This window comes from Streptomyces sp. NPDC107528 (assembly GCF_055639295.1).
The window spans coordinates 157,870-177,247 of record NZ_JBVKAV010000004.1 but is presented as its reverse complement, the minus strand read 5'-3'; the positions used below and the strand labels follow the sequence as shown (position 1 = coordinate 177,247).

At 69.8% G+C, this 19,378-nt stretch carries 17 protein-coding genes; 10 read left to right on the top strand and 7 right to left on the bottom strand.

From position 1 onward, the window contains the following. Positions 1 to 71: 71 nt before the first annotated feature. The 4 genes from dnaK to ACZ7L5_RS14395 are packed head-to-tail and all read left to right on the top strand — an operon-like array spanning position 72 to position 4,248. Positions 72 to 1,922, top strand: a complete 1,851-nt coding sequence (dnaK, locus tag ACZ7L5_RS14410; protein ID WP_471516882.1) for a molecular chaperone DnaK — start codon at positions 72 to 74, stop codon at positions 1,920 to 1,922. Then, positions 1,922 to 2,566, top strand: a complete 645-nt coding sequence (gene grpE, locus ACZ7L5_RS14405) for a nucleotide exchange factor GrpE (protein WP_328425405.1) — start codon at positions 1,922 to 1,924, stop codon at positions 2,564 to 2,566. The genes dnaK and grpE overlap by 1 nt, the downstream gene beginning before the upstream one ends. 42 nt (positions 2,567 to 2,608) lie before the next feature. After that, complete coding sequence (gene dnaJ, locus ACZ7L5_RS14400; RefSeq protein ID WP_365056040.1) at positions 2,609 to 3,796, top strand: molecular chaperone DnaJ; 1,188 nt, start codon at positions 2,609 to 2,611, stop codon at positions 3,794 to 3,796. A gap of 5 nt (positions 3,797 to 3,801) precedes the next feature. Beyond that, positions 3,802 to 4,248, top strand: a complete 447-nt coding sequence (locus ACZ7L5_RS14395) for a heat shock protein transcriptional repressor HspR (RefSeq protein WP_037706704.1) — start codon at positions 3,802 to 3,804, stop codon at positions 4,246 to 4,248. A gap of 58 nt (positions 4,249 to 4,306) precedes the next feature. Here ACZ7L5_RS14395 and ACZ7L5_RS14390 read toward each other — a convergent pair whose 3' ends face one another. Beyond that, entirely contained in the window at positions 4,307 to 5,974 is a 1,668-nt protein-coding gene (locus ACZ7L5_RS14390; RefSeq protein ID WP_471516881.1) for a fibronectin type III domain-containing protein, read from the bottom strand. Positions 5,975 to 6,096: 122 nt separating this feature from the next. Further along, positions 6,097 to 6,612: a hypothetical protein gene (locus ACZ7L5_RS14385; protein ID WP_471516880.1), complete on the bottom strand. Its 516-nt coding sequence runs from the start codon at positions 6,610 to 6,612 to the stop codon at positions 6,097 to 6,099. 304 nt (positions 6,613 to 6,916) lie between these two features. On the opposite strand from ACZ7L5_RS14385, the gene ACZ7L5_RS14380 reads away from it, so the two are divergent. Both ACZ7L5_RS14380 and ACZ7L5_RS14375 read left to right on the top strand, forming a co-directional pair. Further along, positions 6,917 to 8,047, top strand: a complete 1,131-nt coding sequence (locus ACZ7L5_RS14380; protein ID WP_471516879.1) for a sugar ABC transporter substrate-binding protein — start codon at positions 6,917 to 6,919, stop codon at positions 8,045 to 8,047. Positions 8,048 to 8,661: 614 nt separating this feature from the next. Next, positions 8,662 to 9,747, top strand: a complete 1,086-nt coding sequence (locus ACZ7L5_RS14375) for a helix-turn-helix transcriptional regulator (RefSeq protein WP_363033873.1) — start codon at positions 8,662 to 8,664, stop codon at positions 9,745 to 9,747. On the opposite strand, the gene ACZ7L5_RS14370 is transcribed toward ACZ7L5_RS14375, so the two are convergent. Further along, positions 9,665 to 10,690, bottom strand: coding sequence for a helix-turn-helix transcriptional regulator (locus tag ACZ7L5_RS14370; protein WP_471516878.1), 1,026 nt, complete (start codon positions 10,688 to 10,690; stop codon positions 9,665 to 9,667). The two genes, ACZ7L5_RS14375 and ACZ7L5_RS14370, sit on opposite strands and share 83 nt — an antisense overlap. Continuing rightward, positions 10,687 to 11,697, bottom strand: coding sequence for a helix-turn-helix transcriptional regulator (locus tag ACZ7L5_RS14365; RefSeq protein ID WP_362383741.1), 1,011 nt, complete (start codon positions 11,695 to 11,697; stop codon positions 10,687 to 10,689). The genes ACZ7L5_RS14370 and ACZ7L5_RS14365 overlap by 4 nt, the downstream gene beginning before the upstream one ends. A gap of 325 nt (positions 11,698 to 12,022) precedes the next feature. Between ACZ7L5_RS14365 and ACZ7L5_RS14360 the strand changes: the two genes are divergently transcribed. Continuing rightward, positions 12,023 to 12,358: a Rieske (2Fe-2S) protein gene (locus ACZ7L5_RS14360; RefSeq protein ID WP_147994775.1), complete on the top strand. Its 336-nt coding sequence runs from the start codon at positions 12,023 to 12,025 to the stop codon at positions 12,356 to 12,358. Positions 12,359 to 12,551: 193 nt separating this feature from the next. Here the strand turns inward: ACZ7L5_RS14360 and ACZ7L5_RS14355 are convergent, their stop codons facing one another. Further along, the gene (locus ACZ7L5_RS14355; RefSeq protein WP_471516877.1) at positions 12,552 to 12,965 is read right to left on the bottom strand and encodes a pyridoxamine 5'-phosphate oxidase family protein; all 414 of its coding nucleotides are present in this window, start codon (positions 12,963 to 12,965) and stop codon (positions 12,552 to 12,554) included. Between the two features lie 130 nt (positions 12,966 to 13,095). Between ACZ7L5_RS14355 and clpB the strand changes: the two genes are divergently transcribed. Then, complete coding sequence (clpB, locus tag ACZ7L5_RS14350) at positions 13,096 to 15,693, top strand: ATP-dependent chaperone ClpB (protein WP_471516876.1); 2,598 nt, start codon at positions 13,096 to 13,098, stop codon at positions 15,691 to 15,693. A 61-nt stretch (positions 15,694 to 15,754) separates the two neighbouring features. Here clpB and ACZ7L5_RS14345 read toward each other — a convergent pair whose 3' ends face one another. Further along, entirely contained in the window at positions 15,755 to 16,258 is a 504-nt protein-coding gene (locus ACZ7L5_RS14345) for a hypothetical protein (RefSeq protein ID WP_471516875.1), read from the bottom strand. Positions 16,259 to 16,394: 136 nt separating this feature from the next. On the opposite strand from ACZ7L5_RS14345, the gene ACZ7L5_RS14340 reads away from it, so the two are divergent. Then, positions 16,395 to 16,922, top strand: coding sequence for a YbjN domain-containing protein (locus tag ACZ7L5_RS14340; protein WP_328425384.1), 528 nt, complete (start codon positions 16,395 to 16,397; stop codon positions 16,920 to 16,922). A 130-nt stretch (positions 16,923 to 17,052) separates the two neighbouring features. Here ACZ7L5_RS14340 and ACZ7L5_RS14335 read toward each other — a convergent pair whose 3' ends face one another. Further along, on the bottom strand, positions 17,053 to 18,243 hold the full coding sequence (locus ACZ7L5_RS14335) for a pyridoxal phosphate-dependent aminotransferase (protein WP_471516874.1): 1,191 nt from the start codon (positions 18,241 to 18,243) through the stop codon (positions 17,053 to 17,055). A gap of 333 nt (positions 18,244 to 18,576) precedes the next feature. Here ACZ7L5_RS14335 and ACZ7L5_RS14330 point away from each other — a divergent pair, with 333 nt between their 5' ends. Further along, positions 18,577 to 18,858, top strand: coding sequence for a hypothetical protein (locus ACZ7L5_RS14330; protein WP_471516873.1), 282 nt, complete (start codon positions 18,577 to 18,579; stop codon positions 18,856 to 18,858). The last annotated feature ends 520 nt before the right edge of the window (positions 18,859 to 19,378 follow it).

Genomic DNA, 19,378 nt, shown 5'->3' with positions numbered 1-19,378 from the left:
TCTGTTGACCGGTTGCGAGCCGTCGTGCACACTTGAGTCCGTTCCACTCAAGTCAGCTGGAGGAATCAACCATGGCACGTGCGGTCGGCATCGACCTGGGCACGACTAACTCCGTCGTCAGCGTTCTGGAGGGCGGCGAGCCCACCGTCATCACCAACGCCGAGGGTGCCAGGACCACGCCGTCCGTCGTCGCCTTCGCGAAGAACGGCGAAGTGCTGGTCGGCGAGGTCGCCAAGCGTCAGGCGGTCACCAACGTGGACCGGACCATCAGGTCCGTGAAGCGCCACATGGGCACCGACTGGAAGACGGAGCTCGACGGGAAGCCCTTCAACCCGCAGCAGATGTCCGCCTTCATCCTGCAGAAGCTGAAGCGGGACGCCGAGTCCTACCTGGGCGAGAAGGTGACCGACGCGGTCATCACCGTCCCGGCGTACTTCAACGACTCCGAGCGTCAGGCGACCAAGGAGGCCGGCGAGATCGCCGGTCTGAACGTCCTTCGCATCGTCAACGAGCCCACCGCGGCCGCGCTGGCGTACGGCCTCGACAAGGACGACCAGACGATCCTCGTCTTCGACCTCGGTGGCGGCACCTTCGACGTGTCCCTCCTGGAGATCGGCGACGGCGTCGTCGAGGTGAAGGCCACCAACGGTGACAACCACCTCGGTGGCGACGACTGGGACCAGCGCGTCGTCGACTACCTGGTGCAGCAGTTCAAGTCCGGTCACGGCGTGGACCTCGCCAAGGACAAGATGGCCCTCCAGCGTCTGCGTGAGGCTGCCGAGAAGGCCAAGATCGAGCTGTCCTCGTCCACCGAGACCTCGATCAACCTGCCCTACATCACCGCCTCCGCCGAGGGCCCGCTGCACCTGGACGAGAAGCTCACCCGGGCTCAGTTCCAGCAGCTGACCGCGGACCTCCTGGAGCGCTGCAAGACCCCGTTCTTCAACGTCATGAAGGACGCCGGCGTCTCCATCAACGAGATCGACCACGTCGTCCTCGTCGGTGGCTCCACCCGTATGCCCGCCGTCGCCGAGCTCGTGCGCGAGCTGACCGGCGGCAAGGACGCCAACAAGGGCGTCAACCCGGACGAGGTCGTCGCCATCGGCGCCGCCCTGCAGGCCGGCGTCCTCAAGGGTGAGGTCAAGGACGTCCTGCTCCTCGACGTGACCCCGCTGTCCCTCGGTATCGAGACCAAGGGCGGCATCATGACCAAGCTCATCGAGCGCAACACCACGATCCCGACCAAGCGGTCCGAGATCTTCACGACGGCCGAGGACAACCAGCCGTCCGTGCAGATCCAGGTCTACCAGGGCGAGCGCGAGATCGCGGCGTACAACAAGAAGCTCGGAATGTTCGAGCTCACGGGCCTGCCGCCGGCCCCGCGCGGTGTCCCGCAGATCGAGGTCGCCTTCGACATCGACGCCAACGGCATCATGCACGTGACCGCGAAGGACCTCGGCACGGGCAAGGAGCAGAAGATGACCGTCACCGGTGGCTCCTCGCTGCCGAAGGACGAGGTCAACCGGATGCGCGAAGAGGCCGAGAAGTACGCGGAGGAGGACCACGCCCGCCGCGAGGCCGCCGAGTCCCGCAACCAGGGCGAGCAGCTCGTCTACCAGACGGAGAAGTTCCTCAAGGACAACGAGGACAAGGTCCCCGGCGAGGTCAAGACCGAGGTCGAGGCCGCCGTCGAGGAGCTGAAGACCGCGCTCAAGGGCGAGGACACCGCCGAGATCCGCACCGCGACCGAGAAGGTCGCCGCGGTCTCCCAGAAGGTCGGCCAGGCCATGTACGCCGACGCCCAGGCCGCGCAGGGCGCCGCCGACGGCCCCGAGGGCGCTGCCCAGGGCGGCAAGGCCGCTGACGACGACGTCGTCGACGCCGAGATCGTGGACGACGAGCGCAAGGACGGTGCCGCGTAATGACGGAGGAGACCCCGGGCTTCGAGGAGAAGCCCGACGTCCCCTCCGGCGCGACCCCTGACGACGCCGAGTCGAAGGCCGCCCCTCAGGAGGGGGCGGCCCCGGCCGGGGACGGAGCAGCAGACCCGGGCCTGGTGGCCCAGCTGGACCAGGTGCGTACGGCGCTCGGCGAGCGCACGGCGGACCTCCAGCGGCTCCAGGCCGAGTACCAGAACTACCGCCGCCGCGTGGAGCGGGACCGGATCACGGTCAAGGAGATCGCCATCGCGAACCTCCTGACCGAGCTCCTGCCCGTGATCGACGACATCGGCCGCGCGCGTGAACACGGCGAACTCGTCGGCGGATTCAAGTCCGTCGCGGAGTCGCTGGAGACCGTCGCGGCGAAGATGGGACTGCAGGCGTTCGGCAAGGAGGGCGAGCCCTTCGACCCGACGATCCACGAGGCTCTGATGCACTCCTACGCGCCGGACGTCACCGAGACGACCTGCGTGGCGATCCTGCAGCCCGGGTATCGCATCGGCGAGCGCACCATCCGCCCCGCGCGGGTGGCCGTCGCCGAGCCCCAGCCGGGCGCGCAGACCGTCAAGGAGGAGTCTGCCGAGGCGGCCGACGACAAGGAGAGCGGTGGCCCGGACGAGGGCTGACGTTGAACTGACGAGGGACTACGGGAAGGGGGTACGTCGAGGATGAGCACCAAGGACTTCATCGAGAAGGACTACTACAAGGTCCTCGGCGTCCCCAAGGACGCCACCGAGGCCGAGATCAAGAAGGCGTACCGGAAGCTCGCCCGCGAGAACCACCCGGACGCCAACAAGGGCAACGCCAAGGCGGAGGACCGCTTCAAGGAGATCTCCGAGGCGAACGACGTCCTCGGTGACCCCAAGAAGCGCAAGGAGTACGACGAGGCTCGCGCCCTGTTCGGCAACGGCGGCTTCCGCCCGGGGCCGGGCGGCGCGGGCGGCGGCAACTTCAACTTCGACCTGGGCGACCTCTTCGGAGGCGGCGCCCAGGGCGGCGGCCAAGGCGGAGCCGGCGGCTTCGGCGGCGGACTCGGGGACGTCTTCGGAGGCCTGTTCAACCGCGGCGGCACGGGGACGACCCGTACCCAGCCCCGGCGCGGCCAGGACATCGACACCGAGGTCAACCTCAGCTTCACCGAGGCGATCGAGGGTGCGACGGTCCCGCTGCGGATGTCCTCGCAGTCACCGTGCAAGGCCTGCGCCGGTACCGGCGACAAGAACGGCACGCCGAGGGTGTGCCCGACCTGCGTCGGCACCGGCCAGGTGGCGCGGGGCTCGGGCGGCGGCTTCTCCCTCACCGACCCGTGCCCGGACTGCAAGGGGCGCGGGCTGATCGCAGAGCACCCCTGCATGGACTGCAAGGGCAGCGGCAGGGCGAAGTCGTCCAGGACCATGCAGGTCCGCATCCCGGCCGGGGTGTCGGACGGCCAGCGCATCCGCCTGCGCGGCAAGGGCGCACCCGGTGAGCGCGGCGGCCCGTCCGGCGACCTGTACGTCACCGTGCACGTCGACGCGCACCCGGTGTTCGGCCGCAAGGAGGACAACCTCACGGTGACCGTCCCCGTGACCTTCACGGAGGCGGCCCTCGGCGGCGAGGTCAGGGTCCCCACCCTGGGCGGACCGCCGGTCACCCTGAAACTGCCGCCCGGCACGCCCAACGGCCGCACCATGCGGGCGCGGGGCAAGGGCGCGGTCCGCAAGGACGGCACCCGCGGCGACCTTCTGGTCACCGTCGAGGTGAGTGTTCCGAAGGACCTGACGGGGAAGGCTCGTGACGCACTCGAGGCGTATCGCGAGGCGACCGCGGATGAGGACCCGCGGGCGGAGCTGTTCCAGGCCGCGAAGGGAGCATGAGTCAGATGGACGGTCGTCGACGCAACCCGTATGAACTGACCGAGGAAACCCCGGTCTACGTCATTTCGGTGGCGGCCCAGCTGTCCGGCCTGCACCCGCAGACCCTGCGCCAGTACGACCGCCTGGGCCTGGTGTCTCCGGACCGCACCGCGGGCCGGGGGCGCCGCTACTCGGCCCGCGACATCGAGCTGCTGCGCACCGTCCAGCAGTTGTCGCAGGACGAGGGCATCAACCTCGCCGGCATCAAGCGCATCATCGAACTGGAGAACCAGGTCGCCGCGCTCCAGTCCCGGGTGGCCGAACTCCAGGCCGCCGTCGAAGGAGCCGCGGCGGCGATGCAGCAGCGCGAGGCGGCGGTACACGCGTCGTACCGCCGCGATCTGGTGCCGTACCAGGAGGTGCAGCAGACCAGCGCGCTGGTGGTGTGGCGGCCGAAGAAGGCCAAGGACTGAGCGGCACGGCCGTACGCGAAGGGGCCCGGAGACTTTCCCGGGCCCCTTTCCCATGCCGTCAGCGGCCGACGAAGAACTCCAGTGAAGTGCTCTGTGCGCTCTGGCGGCCGTAGGCGTCCACGGCGTACACCTCGGCGATGCAGGGCCCGTTGTAGGGGGCCGTCCAGGAGAGGGTGCCCGTGGTGGAGAACCGGGTGCCGCTGGCGCCGCAGGCGCCCGCGATCTCCCAGGAGTAGCCCTTGAGGACCCGTGCCTCGTCGCCCGCGCCGGGCGTTGCCGCCACCTGGACCGGACTGCGCGCGGGCACGCCTGTGGTGACCAGGCTCAGCTTCGGCGCGGCCGGGCCGGTCGCCGTGGCCGGCGTCAGGCGGTCGACGACGGTCTCAGTGGAGGGCAGGGAGTCGGCGTCCTGGGCGTCGACGGCGGCCACGTAGTAGTACGCCTTGCCTCGGGGAGCGGAGGTGTCGTCGTAGGACGTGCCGGACGTGGCACCGAGGAGGCTCCAGGCTCCCGTGGCGGCGGTGCGGCGAAAGACCCGGTACCCGGTGACCCCGGCGTCGTCGGACGCGGTCCAGGTCACCTTCGTGGACGCGTCGGCGGGCGCGCTCGTGAGACCCGTCGGGGCGGCCATTGCCGACGCCACGGGACGGGTGACCACCCCGGGGTCGGAGACCGGGGCGAGGTTCCCGGCGGCGTCGACGGCCACCACCTCATAGCTGTAGCGCAGCCCCGCGGGCGCCACGCTGTCCGTCCAGGACGTGCCGAAGACGATCGCCGGACCGTCCATGTCCGACTGGCCACCCTCGGCGCCCCACACCTCGTAGTGGTGCACGTCCTTCGAGGGCGAGGCCTTCCACGTGAGGGAGTTGCCGGCGGTCGTCCCGAGCGCCGACACGGTCTCGACCCGCGCCGGGGCCGTCCGGTCGACCGTGGTGACGCCCTGGTCCGCCGTGCCGGACGAGGAGTTGCCCGCCTTGTCGTGGGCGCGGACCTCGTAGTAGTACGTCTCGCCGGTCACCGGGAGGGTGGTGTCGGTGTACGAGGTGGAGGTGGTCGTCGCGAGCGGCGTGCCGCCGAAGGACGTGCCCTTGAGACGCCGGTAGAGGCGGTAGCCGGCGAGGTCCATCTCCTTGTTCTTCGCCCAGGTGACCTTGGTCTTGCCGGTGGTCCTGTCGTACGCGACCGAAGGCCCGGCCGGGGTCAGCGGCTCGACCTTGTCGACGGTCGCCGAAGTCCGGGGCGTGTAGCCGAACTTGACGTTGGCCTTGCCGGTCCAGTTGACGTAGTCGATACGCAGGGTGTGCTTGCCGGCCGGGACGGTGAGGTTGACCGTCTTCTTCGCGGTCGTGGACACGTTCTTCCACAGGTCGACCTTGCGGCTGCCGTCGAGGTGGACGCGGATTCCGTCCTGGGTTGCGGCGGTGAAGGTGAAGGGCCCGCCGGAGCCGAAGTCCCGTGTCACGGTCCAGCGGACGGAGAAGTTGTCCTTGGGGAGTCCGGAAGCGGGGGCGCCGGTGCCCCAGTTCTGGTCCACGGCCGTGTCGCAGTCGGTCCTCTTCGGCGTGCCCGTGAAGGCGGTGTTCGCGAAGAACTGCCGTTTGAAGACCGGTGACGTGCAGGTCACTGCGGCGGACGCGGGGGCGGCGAGAGTGGTGAGCAGGCCGCCCGCGGTGGCGAGCACGATGGCGGTCGCGGTGGCCGCGGTCGTGCGTCTGGCTGGGTTCATGCGGTCCTTCGGTCCGGTTCGGCGACGGCAGTGATCAACCGTCACCGGACAGGACCGGTCGGCACGCCAATTGGTTGTACCGGGAATTGGTTGTACCGGGATGCGGCGATGCCACCGCCTCGTCAGGGAATCAGATCCCCGATCGCATCCACGACCAGCATCCACATCGGCTGCGCGCCCGTGCCGAATCCGGCTGCCAGGGCGTGGCCGAGGCCCACGTCCAGGGCCTCCGGAGCCGCGTCCTCGTGCCACTCTGCCGCGACCTCGCCGTTGCCCTGGGAGGTGAGTTCGCCGAGGCGCCGGCCGTCGCGCAGGAGGCGGCTGTCCGGCACGGAGTCGGGCAGCAGCCGCCAGACGTGGCCTGCGTGCCGGACGTCGACCGCGTACGAACGCCGGGTCAGCCGCCCCTTCGCCGGGCGCACCTGAGCCTCCTCGCCGTCCACGGTGAGCGTGAGCCGGTCAGCGGCCCGAGTGCCGACGGGGATGTGCTCCTCGGCCTCGGTACCGGCGGACCGGCTCAGCACGATCCGCGGCACGGCCGCGCCCTCGACGACGACCTCGCCGCGCTCGGTGTCCAGCCGGACGGTCAGCGTGCCGAACTGGCCGTCCTCGACGAGGGTTTCGGTGATGACGCTCATACGGGTGATCTTCGCAGGCCGGGGTCGGGACGTTCTTCCGGAGGTCGGCCTTGCGGCTGCCGTCGAGGTGGATGCGGATTCCGTTCCGGGTGGCGGCGGTGAAGGGCGATCCAGGTTCGGTGGAGGGGGTGTAACGGCCGTTGCGATATGTTTCGCCATGTCTTTACATGATCAGCGGAGCGTGGTGTTGCGCACTCGTTAAGTGATTCCGCTTGACGCTGGGGGCGGTCGACGCGTTGTCTTTTCAGACATCTGGGCGCAATGGCGCGCCCGTGTCCCGAAGGCACCAGAAGTGAGCTCCTCTATGCGTCCCTTGCGCCCCCTGCGCCGCACCGCCACCGCCGTGGCCGCCGCGTCCACGATGACCCTCTCGCTGGCAGCGTGCGGGGCACTGGGCGTCACCGGGGACAGCAGTGAGGCGAGCCCGACCAAGGGCGACGACGTCACCGTGGGGCTGCTGCTGCCGGAGACGGCGAACACGCGCTACGACAAGTTCGACTACCCCATCATCAAGAACAAGGTCGCGGAGCTCACCGACAAGCAGGGCCAGGTCGACTACCGCAACGCGGACGCCGACGCGAAGAAGCAGGCGAACCAGCTCCAGCAGATGATCAACGACCAGGTCGACGTGATCCTGCTGGACGCCGTGGACGCCCACGCGATAGCCGACGGCGTGCAGAAGGCCAAGGACGCCGGCATCCCGGTCATCGCCTACGACCGCCTCGCCGAGGGGCCGATCGACGCGTACGTCTCCTTCGACAACGAACTGGTCGGCGAGGTGCAGGGCCGCTCCCTCATGGAGGCCATGGGCCCGAACGTCGACTCGTCCGACAAGATCGTCATGATGAACGGGTCGCCCACCGACCCGAACGCCAAGCAGTTCAAGGCCGGTGCCCTCTCCGAGCTCAACGGCTCGGTGGACATCGCCAAGAGGTACGACACCAAGGACTGGAAGCCGGAGAACGCCCAGGCCAACATGACCGAGGCGATCAAGGCCATCGGCGCGAACAACATCAAGGGCGTCTACTCCGCCAACGACGGCATGGCCGGCGGCATCATCAAGGCCCTCCAGGCCGAGGGCGTGACCGACCTGCCGCCGATCACCGGACAGGACGCCGAACTGGACGCCGTCCAGCGGATCCTGAGCGGCGAGCAGTACATGAGCGTGTACAAGTCGTACCCGCAGGAGGCCGAGAGCGCCGCGGAGATGGCCGTGGCCAAGGTCCAGGGCAAGGACATCCAGTTCGACTCCCTCACCCAGGACCAGGTCGACAGCCCGACCGCCAAGGACATCCCGGCCCTGCTGGTTCCGGTGGTCGCCCTGACCAAGAACAACATCAAGCAGACGGTCCTCGCCGACGGGATCTACGAGCTGTCGGAGATCTGCGCGGGCGAGTACAAGTCCGCGTGCGCACAGGCCGGGCTCACCAAGTAGGGCGCGGACACGGCTCACCGGGCAGGGCTCGTCGGTCTTCCGACGGGCCCTGTCTCGTTGTCCGGTGCGTGGTGCCGTCGTCGACGGTCAGTCGACGGTGAGGGGTCTGCTTTGCGAGTGCGTGCGACTGACTTGACCGGGTCGCCCGGGTTGATCGCGCTGCTCGGGCTGCCGAGGACGGCGGCTCGTCTTCGGCGTTCGCGAGTGTGACGTCGCCGGCCCCGACCGCCCTCGGAGGCGTACGGCACCCTCCTGTCGGTCATGGCCCGGGCCGCCGGGCCGCCCCGCGCCTTGCCGACGCGGTTTGCAGCGCGCAGCGCAAAGGCCGGTATGACACCCCCAGCTTGTTGCAACTCGACGGACGGAGGCCGGGAAAAACCGGGGCGTACCGGTGGTTTACGGCGGCCGTCCCGGCAGGAGCCGTGTTGCGGAGCACGGCCGGTCCGCGCATAGTTGCGCTGCGGAAGCGCGAGCGAACCGTAGGCCCGATGGGCCGAGCACGGTGGGCCTGTCGACCAGGGCCACGCCCGGCCCGGGTGTCCCGGCAGAGGTCGACACCGCGCTCCGGAGGTGAGCGAGCCGGCGAAGGGCAAGAACCGGGGGTGGATGGGGCGATGGCCGGGCACGGGACCGAGGAGCATCCCCACGGTGCCGACCGACTGTGCGACGCAGGGGATCGCGTGTATTCCCGGGCCGTACGGCGCGGCCGGGTGCAGCGCCAGGACGCGGAGCCGGTGCCCTGCCTGCTGGAGCTGGCGCTGCTGCATCCCGACCCAGACGACATGGACTGGCTGGTGCCGACCTCCCCGCAGGAGGTCATGACACGGCTGCTGCGCGGGGTCTACGACGAGGTCAGCGCGAGCCAGCGGCGAGTGGGCTCGGCGGTGGCCGCGTTCGAGTGGTACGCCGGGCTCGGGCCACAGCTGCCGCAGGCGTCCGGCGTCGAGGGCACGGCGATCCGGGTCCTGGACGGTGACTCGCGCATCCAGGGCGCGCTGGACGAGGCGACGCAGGCGTGCACCAGCCAGGTGCTGACCGTGCAGCCCGGCGGCATCCGTCCCGAGCACGAGCTGACGGAGGGGCTGCACCGGGCGATGGAGCTGCGGGGGCGGGGCGTGCGGATGCGCGACCTGTACACGCACGTGGCGCGGCACGGTCAGGGCCTGCTCAACTACCTCGAACTGATGGGAGATTCGGTCGAGGCCCGCACGCTGGACGAGGTGATCGACCGGCTGATCCTCTTCGACCGCACGGTGGCCTTCGTCCCCGCGAACGCGGATCGCACCATGGCGCTGGAGCTGCGGCATCCGGCGCTGGTGAACTACCTGGTCACCGTCTTCGAGCGGCTCTGGCGCCTCGCGATCCCGCTGACCGCGCCCCTGCCCGACACCGGCATCGAGGGCATCTCCCACCGCGAACAGTCCATCGCGGCGCTGCTCGCCGAGGGCCACCAGGACGCGGTGATCGCGGAGCGGCTGGGGATAAGCGTACGGACGTGCCGGGCGCACATCGCGCGCCTGTCGGAGACTCTGGGCGCGGCAAGCCGCACACAACTCGGCGTCCGTATCGCCCAGGTGGGCCTGGACCGCTCGCGGGCGTCGTCGGGGGCCGCGGTGATCAGTGTGGCCGGGGTGCCCGGGGTGTCCCGAGCGCCTGGGGTGCCCGGCGTGCCTGGTCAAGAATCCCCGACTGGCCTATGAGATAGCCGAGTTGGGCCCGGCTCTCGCTGCCCAGCGTGGCCGCGAGCTTGGCGATGTGGACGCGGGCGGTGCGGATGTTCAGGCCGAGGCGGTCGGCAATGACCGCGTCGGTGTGGCCTTCGACCAAGAGGGCGGCTATGGCGCGTTGGCGGGGCGTGACGCCGCCCAGCGTGGGCGGCCGGACGGCTTCGGGGTACATGGGCGTGGCCAGGCGCCACAGCCGCTCGAAGGTGGTGGCGAAGTAGTCGACCAGCGCGGGGTGACGGACTTCCAGGGCCCAGGTGCGGTCCTTGTTCGCGGGGACGAAGGCGATGGCGCGGTCGACGACGATGAGCCGGTCGGTGACCTCGTCCAGCGTGCGGGCTTCCGCGTCGCCCCTGAGTTGTTCGTAGCGGGCGATGATGAACGGCACGTGGCGCTGCGTGTGCTGGTAGAGAGTGCGGATGCGCGCACCCCGGTCGAGCAGGGCCTGGTCGCGGTCCAGTGAGGCGGCCTGAGCCGCCTGCATCCTCTCGCCCGAGTGAGTGCTGGGCTGGATGGTCAGCAGTTCCCGGTCCGCTTCGGCCATGGCTTCCGTGATGGCCCGGTTGATCTGCTCGCCGCCACCGAGCACTTTGACCGCCGCGGGCCGGTCCGGCTCCGGGCGCTGCCCGTCGATCCGCAACAGGGGCTGGAACGCCTCCGTCAGCCGCTCCTCACGTCGCCGCTCGTCGGCGATGCGGTCCTCGGAGGCGCGCAGCAGCCGGTGCAGGACGACAGTGGGCGCTACCGGCTCCAGCCGGTCGATGTCGTCGAGGGCAGGGTGCAGCAGGCCGAGGTCGACGAGGCAGCGGGCGGGTTCGGCGTCCTCGGTGGACATACGGCCCTCGCGCAGGGCCTGTTCGTACAGCTTTCTGCCCGCCGGGCACAGGTCCTCCACACCGTGTGTGTGGGCCTCGGTCACGTGTGGCTGCCTCCCGCCGACGTCGAGGGGTCCTGCTGCAGGATCCCCGACTGGGCTATGAGGTAGCCGAGTTGGGCGCGGCTGCCGCTGCCGAGCGTGGCTGCGAGTTTGGCTATGTGGGCCCGGCAGGTACGGACGTTCATCCCGAGCCGGCGGGCGATGGCCTCGTCGACGTGCCCCTCGACCAGGAGTTTCGCGATGGAGTGCTGGATGTCCGTGATGCCGCCCGCGGCCGCCTCGTACGGGGCGCCGGCGCTCAGCGGGACGGAGCGCACCCACATGAACTCGAAGACCTTGATCAGGTACCGGACGAGGCCCGGATGGCGAAGTTCCAGAGCGACCTGCTGGTCGTCGCGGGTGGGGATGAAGGCGACGGTCTCGTCGCAGACGATGAGGCGCTCCACAAGCTCGTCGATCGTCCGGTACTCCGCCTTGCCCTTCGCGAGCTGGGCGACGTACGCAAGCTTCTCGGGGCTGTAGCGGGCGGTGTGCTGGTAGAGCGTCCTGATGCGCACACCACGTTCGATCAGCGGCCTGTCCCGTTCCAGTCCTTGGAGCAGGCTGCGCTCCGAGTAGCGGTCGTCGCTGGGCTGGACCGTCAGTACGTCGGTCCGGACCTGGGCCGTGGCCAGATTGAGCGCCGCGTTGATCCGGGCGCTGCCTTCCAGCACGGTGATCGAGTGATCGGTCGTGCCGGACTGCTGCGCGAGCGCGAGGAACGGCTCGAAAGCGTCAGCGAGTTTGATGGACAACCGTCGGCGTTCCGCGATGTCACGCTCGATGGGGTGCAGTCGCTCGGCCAGAGCGACCGTCGGGGGAACCGGGCGCAGCCAATTCGCGTCGTCAGGATCCGGGTGCAGGAGGGCGAACTCCACCAGGCAGGGAGCGCACTCCGCGTCCTCACGTGAGACACGTCCCGCGCGCAGGGCACTCGCATAGAGTCGGCCACCCTCGTCACACAGTTCGGTCACCGCATGGGGATGCGTCGCCTTAGTCGGATTTGCCATGAAATCTCCACCCCCCAGGGTCCTGAACATGCAGGAACATGATGCATCGTTTGTGTGGCCAGCACCTGCCTGAATGAGCCATCGTCTTATCCGACGGGGGAAGAGGAGACTTTCAAGTGAGGACGAAGCCGACTATGCGCAAGAGAATGCTTCGCTCGGTACTTGTCGCCGCCTTCTCCGCCGTCGTCACCCTCGGAGCGTTGAGCGGGCCGTCCGAGGCGGGGAGTGTCGTCAGCGCTGACACTCACTGGCCGGCGACCGTCATGAGTGCCGACGGGGCGGATGTGTCGGCGACCTCTGTGAACGGTGACTCGGGGGAGCGGATGTGACCACCCCACCCGACGACCGCTCCTTCCGCCGAGAAATGGCCACCGCCTACCGCTCCGGCTGGCACTTCATCGACCTGGTCACCGCGATCCCCCACTCCGGTGACTCGTTGATGGTGACCGTCTTCGGAGAACCGGTGGTCGTCACGCGGGACGACGACGAGGACGTACGGGCCTACCGGTGTCTGCGACGGCCTCGGGGGGCGCCGCAGCCCGTCAGGTGTGCCATCCGGTACGGAATGATCTTCGTCAATCTCGATCAGCGCGACCACCGCCTGGTGGAGCCGGAGGCCCCGGCCCCAAGGACCATCTCAGCCACCCCCCGCAGTGCCTGACGCGATTCCCCCGTCGTAACAGATCGCTCAGGTGCTTCCCCCCGCAGCGGCGTCACCGTGACCTGAACACGGTGACCCCGCTGCAGTTTCCGGGCGACATTTCCCCGTATTCGCCTGTTCCGCCGGTGGCCGAAACCGGTCGCCCGGTATCCAGCCACGGGGAACCCGGCCCCCTTGAGTCGCGTCCCAGGGATCACCCCTGCCCCATCGCCCGCGTCAGTTCGATCTCGATCACCACCCGGTCGGGATTCGGCCGCGGCGTACGCCCGTACCGCTGTGCGTACCGGCGTACCGCCTCCGCGACCCGCTCGGGGTCGTCGCGGACGTGCGCCAGGCCCTCCAGGGTCGCCCAGCGCCGTCCGTCCACCTGACAGACCGCGACCCGGGCGCCGTCCGGGTCTGCGGCCCGGACATGGCCCACCTTCGCGCTGGATTTGTTCGTGATCACCCGAGCAAGCCGCGCCTCAGGGTCGTATGTCACTCCGACGGGTACGACATGCGGGGTGAGGTCCGGGCGCAGGGTCGTCAGGGTGCACAGGTGTCTCTCCTGCCAGAAGGTGAGGTACGGCGCGTCCGGCGCGCCAGGGTCCTGGGGGTATGCCGCCATGGCCCGGAACCTAGCCGACCTGGCCGCCCCAAGCCTCTCCCCGGGCTACCTTGAGTGGAATAGACTCAACTTTGTGTACGCTGACTCAGTCAGTACTGGGAGCCGCTGACGCCAGGAGGAGAACGCCAACGTGGAAGCCGAGCTGACCAACAGGAGCCGGGACGCGATCAACGCGGCCAGTAACCGGGCCTTGACCGAGGGGCATGCGGACCTCACGCCCGCCCATCTGCTCCTCGCTCTGCTCCAGGGGCAGGAGAACGAGAACATCATCGACTTGCTGGCGGCCGTCGACGCCGACCAGGCCTCCGTGCGGGCCGGCGCCGAGAAGGCGCTCGCCGCGCTGCCCAGCGTGACCGGGTCCACGGTCGCGCCCCCGCAGCCCAACCGCGAGCTGCTCGCCGTGATCGCGGACGCCCAGGCGCGGGCCAAGGAGCTCGGGGACGAGTACCTCTCCACCGAGCACCTGCTCATCGGCACCGCCGCCAAGGGCGGCCAGGCCGGTGAGGTGCTCGCCCAGCAGGGTGCCACCGCGAAGAAGCTGCTGGAGGCCTTCCAGAAGGCTCGCGGCGGGCGCCGCGTCACCACGGCCGACCCCGAGGGGCAGTACAAGGCGCTGGAGAAGTTCGGGACCGACTTCACGGCCGCCGCCCGCGAGGGCAAGCTCGACCCCGTCATCGGGCGGGACCAGGAGATCCGGCGGGTCGTGCAGGTGCTCTCCCGCCGCACCAAGAACAACCCCGTCCTGATCGGCGAGCCCGGCGTCGGCAAGACCGCCGTCGTGGAGGGGCTCGCCCAGCGGATCGTCAAGGGGGACGTGCCGGAGTCGCTGAAGAACAAGCGGCTCGTCGCGCTCGACCTGGGCGCCATGGTCGCCGGGGCGAAGTACCGCGGTGAGTTCGAGGAGCGGCTGAAGACCGTGCTCGCGGAGATCAAGAACTCCGACGGGCAGATCATCACCTTCATCGACGAACTGCACACCGTCGTGGGCGCCGGTGCCGGCGGCGACTCCGCCATGGACGCCGGGAACATGCTCAAGCCCATGCTCGCCCGCGGTGAGCTGCGCATGGTCGGCGCCACCACCCTCGACGAGTACCGCGAGCGGATCGAGAAGGACCCCGCCCTGGAGCGGCGCTTCCAGCAGGTGCTGGTCGCCGAGCCGACCGTCGAGGACACCATCGCGATCCTGCGCGGGCTCAAGGGGCGCTACGAGGCCCACCACAAGGTGCAGATCGCGGACAGCGCGCTGGTCGCCGCGGCCACCCTGTCGGACCGGTACATCACCTCCCGGTTCCTGCCCGACAAGGCCATCGACCTCGTCGACGAGGCCGCCTCCCGGCTCCGTATGGAGATCGACTCGTCCCCCGTCGAGATCGACGAGCTCCAGCGGTCCGTGGACCGGCTGAAGATGGAGGAGCTGGCCCTCAGCAAGGAGACCGACGCGGCCTCCCTCGAACGCCTGGAGCGGCTGCGCCGTGACCTCGCCGACAAGGAGGAGGAGCTGCGGGGACTGACCGCCCGCTGGGAGAAGGAGAAGCAGTCCCTCAACCGCGTCGGCGAGCTGAAGGAGCGGCTCGACGAGGCGCGCGGGGAGGCCGAACGCGCCCAGCGCGACGGTGACTTCGACTCCGCCAGCAAGCTGCTCTACGGCGAGATCCCCGCCCTGGAGCGGGACCTGGAGGAGGCCTCGCAGGCCGAGGAGGAGGCCGCCAAGAGCACGATGGTCAAGGAGGAGGTCGGCTCCGACGACATCGCCGACACCGTCGCCGCCTGGACCGGCATCCCCGCCGGCCGCCTCCTGGAGGGCGAGACGCAGAAACTCCTGCGGATGGAAGAGGAGTTGGGCAAGCGGCTCATCGGACAGGGTGAGGCCGTGCGCGCCGTGTCGGACGCGGTACGCCGCACCCGCGCCGGCATCGCCGACCCGGACCGTCCGACCGGCTCCTTCCTCTTCCTCGGCCCGACCGGCGTCGGCAAGACCGAACTCGCCAAGGCCCTCGCCGACTTCCTCTTCGACGACGAGCGGGCGATGGTCCGCATCGACATGTCGGAGTACGGCGAGAAGCACAGCGTGTCCCGGCTGGTCGGCGCGCCCCCCGGGTACGTCGGCTACGAGGAGGGCGGCCAGCTCACGGAGGCGGTGCGCAGGCGGCCGTACAGCGTCGTGCTGCTCGACGAGGTCGAGAAGGCGCACCCCGAGGTCTTCGACATCCTCCTTCAGGTGCTGGACGACGGACGGTTGACGGACGGACAGGGCCGTACGGTCGATTTCCGCAACGCGATCCTGGTGCTGACGTCGAATTTGGGCAGCCAGTTCCTGGTCGACCCGATCACCAGTGAGGCGGAGAAGAAGGAGCAGGTCCTGGAGGTGGTCCGGGCTTCCTTCAAGCCGGAGTTCCTCAACCGCCTGGACGACCTGGTGGTCTTCTCGGCCCTGTCGAAGGACGAGCTGAGCCGGATCGCCCGGCTGCAGATCGACCGGCTCGCCAAGCGGCTGGCCGAGCGGCGGCTCACCCTGGAGGTCAGCGACGAGGCCCTGGCCTGGCTCGCCGACGAGGGCAACGACCCGGCCTACGGTGCCCGGCCCCTGCGCCGCCTCGTCCAGACCGCCATCGGCGACCGCCTCGCCAAGGAGATCCTCTCCGGCGAGGTCAAGGACGGTGACACGGTACGGGTGGACGCCTTCGGGGACGGCCTGATCGTGGGGCCGGCCACGGGGAAGACGCTGTAGCCGCAAGGAACGGCGGGACGGCCCGCCCCGCATCCCGGGGCGGGCCGTCCTGGTCGCGCGGTCACATGGTGAACGCGGCGAAGCGCACGAGTGCGGTGTCGGCGTCCTCGTACTCCACCCTCACCTGCACCGCGTGGGCGCCCGCGTCGGGATGGCCGCCCGGGGCGTCCACATCGAGACACAGGTCCACGTCCACGGCGCCGCAGAACTTCGTCCCGGGCGCCGGCGCGTCCGGATAGGTCCGCTCGAGCCAGTCCGGGACGTCGGCGCGCGGCATGCGGAAGGTCGCGCTGTAATGGATGTCCTGGAACCCTTGCGTCTTGCACGTCCCGACGACCTCGGCGCCGTCCGGCAGCTCGGCCCCGCCGAAGTGCAGGGCGTCCGGGCAGGAGACCGTATCGGCACCGGAGCGGGGCGGATCGTCTGCCACCACCCACATCACCACCAGGGCCACGAGGCCCGCGATGACCAGCCCCGGCAGTGCCACGATCGCGGCGAACACCGGCCATCTGGTGCGACCCCGAGGCGGCTGAGTGCCTCCCGCGGCTCCCTCTGTTCCGGACATGACCCCCGCCTTCCGCGTCGGACCGTCGCGACAGGCCAGATCATGTCAGCCGACGGCAGACAGGCCCTGTCCGGGCTTGCCACCCCCCTCCCCGCATGGGGGAGGATGGCGGAATCCGTACGAAGGGAAAATCACGGTGAGCATCGACCCGTCCTCGATCCCGAACTTCGGGGGCCAGCAGCCGGAGCCCGGGCCACCGCCCGGACCCGTTGTCCCGGATCAGGACCTCGTGAAGCAGCTCCTCGACCAGATGGAGCTGAAGTACGTCGTCGACGACGAGGGTGACCTCGCGGCGCCGTGGGAGCAGTTCCGTACGTACTTCATGTTCCGCGGCGAGGGTGACCAGCAGGTCTTCTCGGTGCGGACGTTCTACGACCGGCCCCACAAGATCGACGAGAAGCCCCTGCTTCTCGAGTCGATCGACGACTGGAACCGCCGGACCCTGTGGCCCAAGGTCTACAGCCACACGCACGACGACGGCACCGTCCGCCTGATCGGCGAGGCACAGATGCTGATCGGCACCGGCGTGAGCCTGGAGCACTTCGTCTCGTCGACGGTCAGCTGGGTGCGGGCCGCCATCGAGTTCGACAAGTGGCTCGTCGAGCAGCTCGGCCTGGAGCAGGAGATCAACGAGGCGGACAAGCCCGAGGACGACGAGGAGTAGTCCTCGGCACCCGGATTCGGCAGAGCCCGGCCAGGGCACCGGCCATCACGGTCGCGTGCCGGGCCGGGTTCGTGCTGTCCGCGCCCGTCCACTGGCTGTGCGTCCACAGGCTGTGGACGGGCGCGTGTACTCAGCCCGCCAGGGACTTGAGCCGCTTCACCGCCTCCTGAAGGACCTCCGTCCGCTTGCAGAACGCGAACCGGACGAACGGCGCCCCCGCCTCCCGGTGGTCGTAGAAGACCGCGTTGGGAATGGCGACCACACCGGCCCGCTCCGGCAGCGCACGGCAGAAGGCGAAACCGTCCGTCTCGCCGAGCGGGCGGATGTCGGTCGTGATGAAGTACGTGCCCGCGGGCTCGAAGACCTCGAAGCCCGCCTCTGCCAGCCCCGCCGCCAGCAGGTCCCGCTTGACCAGCATGTCGTCACGGAAGGCCGCGAAGTAGCTGTCGGGCAGGGCGAGCGCCTCGGCGACCGCGTACTGGAACGGCCCCGACGCCACGTACGTCAGGTACTGCTTCGCCGAGCGCACCGCCGTGACCAGGGCGGGCGTCGAGGTCAGCCAGCCGACCTTCCAGCCGGTGAAGGAGAAGGTCTTGCCCGCCGACCCGATGGACACCGTCCGCTCCCGCATGCCCGGGAACGTGGCGAGCGGCAGGTGCTCGGCGTCGTCGAAGACCAGGTGCTCGTACACCTCGTCGGTCACCACCAGCAGGTCCCGCTCCACGGCCAGCTCGGCGATCGCGGCCAGCTCCTCGCGGGTGAGGACCGTGCCCGTCGGGTTGTGCGGGGTGTTGATCAGCAGCAGCCGGGTGCGGTCGGTGACCGCCGCGCGCAGCTCGTCGAGGTCGAGCCGGAAGCGTCCCCCACCCGGCCGCAGGGTGACCGGCACGCGCGTGCCGCCCGCCATGGCGATACAGGCCGCGTAGGAGTCGTAGTACGGCTCGAAGGCGATGACCTCGTCGCCGGGCTCGACGAGCGCGAGCAGGGCGGCGGCGATGGCCTCGGTGGCGCCGGCGGTGACCAGGACCTCGGTGTCCGGGTCGTACGGCAGCCCGTAGCGCCGCTGCTGGTGCGCGGCGATCGCGGTGCGCAGCTCGGGGACCCCGGGGCCCGGGGGGTACTGGTTGCCGCGCCCGTCGCGCAGGGCCCGTACGGCCGCCTCACGGACCTCCTCGGGGCCGTCCGTGTCGGGGAAACCCTGACCCAGGTTGATGGACCCGGTGTGCAGGGCCAGCGCGGACATCTCGGCGAAGATCGTCGTCCCGAACTCGGCGAGCCGGCGGTTGAGCAGGGGGCGGGAGCGGGAGGTCATGCCCGACATCCTCCGCCCAACCTCCGGAGTTCCTCAACTTCGTCGGGGAAGGTCTCCGTTTTGCCTGCGCTGACGTGCGGCAGCAGCCCGCGCTTGTCCGCGTCGGAGGGCTGCGTACAGTACCTGCGACCATCGATGGGAGACGCGGGCGATCCCAGCGGGGTTGGTGCTGCTGACGCTGTTCGTGCTGCCCGTCGTGTGGGTGGGAGTGCACGCTGTGTGGGCGCTGAGCGGGCGGGCCGAGCTGTTCATCGCCGCCGGAGAGCATCCGCGGCGGCGTCCCACCGACCGACAGTTGGTCAACCACCTGCGCAACGAGCACCCGCTCACGCCACTGTGTGGATGGTCTGCATCCTCAGCGGCCTCGGCACGCTCTGCCTCGGATTCGCGCTTCCGTTCGCCCTGGCGGACGGCGCCGTACTCGCCGGCGTACTCCTCGGGACCGGGCTCGCCGTGTCCCTGGCCGCCCTGGCCCTGGCCGTGCCCGGTATCCGCCGCGCTGCCCGCCAGGGCTCGGAGGACCGAAGGCGGCGTACCGAACTGTGGTCCCTGCCCACCGCCGTCGAACACCGGCTCACGATCCCCCTCCTCGGCGCCGGCGACGGGGCACACCTCGGAGCTTGAACCATCTGAACGGCCCCTGAACTGCGCTTCTGTGCAGGTCAGGGCCGTTGTCCGGTGAGAAGGCTCTGAAGTTCCTCAACTCTGCTTTGGGCCGTGAAGCGGCCGGGCATCTCCCTCCCACGCACCGAGCGGGAGGCGCCCAACGGGGGGACGCCACGGTCCGCTTCGGGGGAACGGAAGGAGGCTGACGCCATGATCACAGGATTCGTTCTGGCGCTGGTCGCAGTGGTCTTCGTCCTGATCTTCGTCTCCGCCGTGCGCGGCGGCTCACGGTCGGCCAACCGCTCGCACAGCCGCAGTCGCAGGAGCAGCTCGCACGACAGCGGAAGCAGCAGCTGGTGGGCCGGCGGAGGAGACAGCGGTGGTTCGTCCTGCGGGGGCGGCTCGTCATGCGGAGGCAGGTCGTCCTGTGGAGGGGGCGGGGGCGGCGGCGGATGCGGTGGCGGAGGCAGCTGACACGGGGCAGCTGAGCTCCCCGAGCAGGGGGAACCGCATCCGTATGGAGCGGGGCCGGTACCTG